The organism is Mesorhizobium sp. M1006 (assembly GCF_040318825.1).
GTDB lineage: Bacteria > Pseudomonadota > Alphaproteobacteria > Rhizobiales > Rhizobiaceae > Mesorhizobium.
The window spans coordinates 1-3,481 of record NZ_JAMYMZ010000111.1; the positions used below are offsets into that span (position 1 = coordinate 1).

Sequence of the window (3,481 nt, forward strand, 5' to 3'; positions counted from 1 at the left end):
TCGAGCAGGATCGTGGCGCCCTTGGCCGTGGTGACGCGAGTCAGCCAGCGGCGGGTCGGCGAATAGATGAAGCTTGTCGTGACCCCGTTCGCATAGGTGATCGACTTGGTCGAACCGTCGGCCTCGTAGATGGTGGAGGTGATGAAGCCGGAAGCCGAGAGTAGCTTGTTGCCGGCGGTATATTGCAGCGGTGCGGCAGAAGTGCCGAAGTCGAGCTGCACCGGCAGGTATTGCGTGCGCAGCGTCTGGCCGGAGGCATCGCGCACGCTGGTCGTGGTGTGGGTCAGCGTGCCGATGGTGACGTCCTGGCGGGCGGCCTTGCCAAAGCCGTCATATTTGTTGCCTTGAGTTGCGGCAGGGTTTGTCGAGGTGGTGAGCTGGCCGACATTGTAGTAGCCGGCCGCCGCCTGGTCGTAGGTGTTCTGGGTCAGCGTCACCGCACTGCCGCCGGACGCCGTCGCCGTCTTCAAGGTCAGCCGGTCCATCTGGTCGTAGGCCAGGCTGGTGACGGTGCCGCGGGCATCGGTCTGGCTGGTCAGCCGGTTGGCGCCGTCATAGACGTAGGACCAGCTGCCGAGGTCGGGATCCGAGGCAGAAAGCCGGTTGCTGACCATGTCATAGCTGTAGGACCAGCTCGAGCCGCCGGGATCGCTGACCCCGGTCAGCCGGCCAAGCACATCGTAGCTGCGGCCCTCCGTCAGATTGAGCCCGCCGAGATCGCGCACGATCTGCACGACATCGCCGCGCGTCGAGGACACGCTCTTCGACTGGCGCGTGGTCGTCGCATTGATCTGGTCGGTCTGGGTGACCGCATAAAGCCGCGGATTGGTGCCGCTGCCGCTGTCGAGGCTGTGGGCGAAAATCGTCTGGCTGGCGTCGGCATAGACGGTCTTCACCAGCCGGTCGGCCCAGTCATAGGAGTTGGTCGTCCACTGCGCGGTGTCGCCGGCAAAGCGGGGGAAAGCGGTGCGCAGGACATTGCTACGCAGATCATACTCGGTGTCGGCAATGCGCTTTGCTCCCGCCGCCGTCTCGCCAGGCGTTTCCACCCGGTAGACCCGGCCGAGCCCGTCATAATAGGAGCGGACAAAATCCTCGCCCGCGCCATTGGGCAGCGGCGTCAGCTTGGTCAGCGCCTGTGTCGCCGGATTGCCCTCGTTCTCGAAGCGCGTCTTGGCATAGGCGCCGGTGATGCTCTGCGAGACCTGGTAGGGCCGGCAGAACGGATCATAGGTGAAGGTCTTGATCAGGCCGTTGATGTCGGTCTTCGTCGCCGGCTGCCCGCAAACTGCGTTATAGGTGGCGCTCGAGACGAAGCGGGTATCGGCGCTCTGGCCGCCGGTGGCAAAATAGCGGGGGCTGCGCTGCGTTATGGGATAGAGGTGATAGGTCGCGTCGTAGTCCCACTCGCTCTTGTGGCCGAGGCCGTTGGTCGCAGAGAGCTTGTTGCCAAAGCTGTCATAGGCAAAATACTGGTTCACCTCCTTTTGCGGCGCCGAGTAGTAATCGGAGAAGCCGCGCTTGCGGGTGACGTCGCCTTTGGCCGGCGGTGTCGAATTGGCGCCGCCGTCATAATAGGTCTCGTCGTAGCCGATATAGGGGAAGCTGGTGTCCAGCCCGGCGCGCACCGTCTGGCTGCTCGGCAGCGAGACGATGTAGGCGCTCGTGTTCGGCGCAAAGCTCGCCACCGTCCACGTCTCGTCGCCGCTGACGTCGGTGCGGCCATGGTCCTTGATGCTGGTGACGTTGTCATAGGCGTCGAACGCCCGCTCGACCCTGAGGGTACGTGCAATGTTCTCGGTCAGCGTCGTGTCGGTCGCCGTATTCTGCACCGTGTAGGGCTTTGTCGCATTATTGACCGCATAGGTCTCGGCGACCTGCTTGTGGACGGTGCCTGCGCTATCCTTCCACAGCGTCAGCGACGGCAGGCCGTAGCTCGCCAGGTCCTGCCGGTAGGTGGTCTCGACCTTCGAGGCCGCCGTCTCGCCATTGGCCAGCGGTTTGGTCTCGACGATCGAGGCAAAGCCCAAAAATTTGCGCGCCGCCGGATCGTATTTGCCGCCGGCATAGGCGTAGGTGCTCACCGAAGTCTGGCTGCGGCCGTCGCCGACCGACAGTTTTGTCACCGCATGCACCACCTGCGGCAGGTAGGTGTTCGCCCAGGTCGATGACGGCGCATACTCCACCGCAACCGCCCCGCCAAGTTCCGTCACCACCGAGCGCAGCAGGTTCGGATTGCCAGCGCCGGAGGCCGAGATGAACATGTGGTGGAGATAGTCGGTAAAATCAGGCAGGCCGTCGCCGTTGAAGTCACCGACCGGCGATCCGGCCGTCATTGCGACAGGAAGATAGAACCGAACCGGCGTGAAATCCGTCGAGGATGGCTGCAGGAAGTAAATCTTGACGTTGCCGGTGCTGTAGGGCTGGGTTTTGAGATCGCTGTTGCTCAGCGTGATGAGGTCCATCCGGCCGTCATTGTCGAAGTCGCGCAGGATTCCAATATCGCCATCCGCGTCGTGCTTGACGTAGCCCTTGAAACCGATTCCGGTCGACAGGAATATCCGGACGCTTCCACCTTGGCCGTAATTGACAATGTCTGTCGCCCCATCGCCATTGACATCGGCCAGCACGCAAGTGCCGGAGCCAGAAAATTGCACCGCCGGGCAAGTGATCTCGAACGACGTCCCGCCCGGCTGCCATTTGTCGACCGAAAACACGCCCTTTTGTAGATTGCTTCCCGATATGTATATCGGCAGCTGATGGCCATTGCCGAGGAAGTCGCCGACGCCCAGGCTCGGATTTAATAGAGTACCGCTACTTTTGTTGACCACGTCGAGGCCATCGCCGTCCGCGTCCGCGACAATATATGAGCCATCCGTGAGCGCATCACATGCGGCCTCGTAGCCGGCCGGCGGCGACGGGGCGCCGAGGAACGTTTTGCAATTGGCATTGGTCAACGCCAGCTGGGTGTCGGTGAGGACAATCGCGCCGCGTGTTCCCGTCACCGACTGGCCGCCATTCGACTGAGAAGTCGCCGTGACCGTGTCGGCAAAGTCCATCGTGCTTTTGCCGGCCAAGAGCCTACCGGGCTTGGAAGAATATAGACCGTCCTCTGCCGCGTTGAGGGCTACCGATGTCGTGTTGATGAGCGCGCCACTCGAATTGAATTTGTACGTGTATTTCGTTCTATTGTAGGTGATGGCACCAGGATTTTGCTGTGTTCCCGACGTTTGTTGCCAGACCCGGTCGCCAAAGATTTCGTCATGGCCGTCAAAATCCAGATCGCCGGTCTGGTTGGGTGCTCCTGGCACTAGGAGCGCGGAGAGCACGCTATTAACGATCGTGTAGGCCCCATCGGTATTCTGATAGGTCATCTGGCCGAGCGGTTTTGCGGTACCGCCGGTGATGGTGCCGTCGGCGGCGATGGCTGCATCGGTGCCATAGCGGCTGACGGCGGTCAGACGGGAAGCGCTGGAGAACG

Annotated in this window: 1 protein-coding gene; it reads right to left on the bottom strand. The window is 62.1% G+C overall.

The genetic code is table 11. From position 1 onward, the window contains the following. Positions 1-3,481 (bottom strand): RHS repeat domain-containing protein (locus NKH60_RS34620; RefSeq protein ID WP_352875079.1); only part of this gene is annotated, 3,481 nt, incomplete at both ends.